Origin of the sequence: Pseudofrankia coriaricola (genome assembly GCF_001854805.1) — a bacterium.
Lineage (GTDB): Bacteria > Actinomycetota > Actinomycetes > Frankiales > Frankiaceae > Pseudofrankia.
The window spans coordinates 1-1119 of the sequence record NZ_MBLO01000200.1 but is presented as its reverse complement, the minus strand read 5'-3'; the positions used below and the strand labels follow the sequence as shown (position 1 = coordinate 1119).

At 64.9% G+C, this 1119-nt stretch carries 1 protein-coding gene; it reads left to right on the top strand.

What is annotated here, in order from left to right; genetic code table 11:
• Positions 1-1098, top strand: a 1098-nt coding sequence (locus BCD48_RS22005; protein ID WP_131804084.1) for an ISAs1 family transposase, incomplete at its 5' end; no start/stop codon positions are given.
• Positions 1099-1119: the final 21 nt, after the last annotated feature.

Below are 1119 nucleotides of genomic sequence, written 5' to 3'. Positions count from 1 at the left end.
CCCCGAGACCAGCGTGGACAGATCTACAGCATGTCGTTCGTGCTGGCTGCGACGCTCGTTGCGACGCTGACGGGCGCGAAATGCCTGCGCGAACTCGGCAGCAGAATCGCCGACCTGTCGCAACCGCTGCTCGCCCGCCTCGGCGCACCACACGACCATTTCCGCGGGATCTACCGGACGCCCTCCGAAAAGACAGTCCGCATGCTCCTGAAGACGATCGACGTCGACGCCCTGGACGTCGCCTTCGGCGCCTGGCTGTTCGCGCAGACGACGTGGAAGCAGGGCGAGGTGATCGCCCTCGCGATCGACGGCAAGGTCCTGCGGGGAGCCTGGTCGGGCGAGAACACACAGGTCAAGCTGCTCTCCGCGATGCTCCAGGGCAGAGGTCTCGTCGTCGCCCAGGTCCRCGTCCCCGACGACACCAACGAGATCACACAGGTCGAGGAGTTGATCGAGAAACTCCCGRCGATGCCCGGCCGCCCGGTCGCGACGCTCGACGCCKTGCACACCCAGCACGACACCGCCCGCACTCTCGTGAAGGCCGGGATGGACTACATCATGACAGCAAAGGGAAACCAGCCGACGCTGGAACGGCAGACGTTCGAAAGGATCCTTCCCCTTCTCCAGGAACCGCCCCACCATGAGGTCGAGGAACGCGGCCACGGCCGGATCAAGATGTGGCAGACCTGGGCCACGACCGCCGACGGGATCGAATTCCCGCACGCCGCCACCGCCGGAATCATCCGTCGTGACGAGTTCGACCTCCAAAGAGTCCGCGTCAGCCGCGAATACGCCCTCATCCTCTCCAGCACCGACCGAACCCACGCCACCGCCCAATATCTCCACACCCACGTCCGCGGGCACTGGGAAATCGAGAACAAACTACACTTCCCACGCGACACCGCCTGGCACGAGGACACCAACCCCACCTACACCGGAAACACCAACCACGCCCTCGCGAGCTTCCGGAACCTGGCCATCGGAGTCATCCGCCTCAACAAGATCGGAAAGGTAAAGGAAACACTCGAGCAGGTCGCTGCCAACCGCGACCGGGTGCTCCCACTCCTCGTCACAGCCTGCGACAGACCAACGCGGTGAGCTACCTCGCCGAAGCCCTGG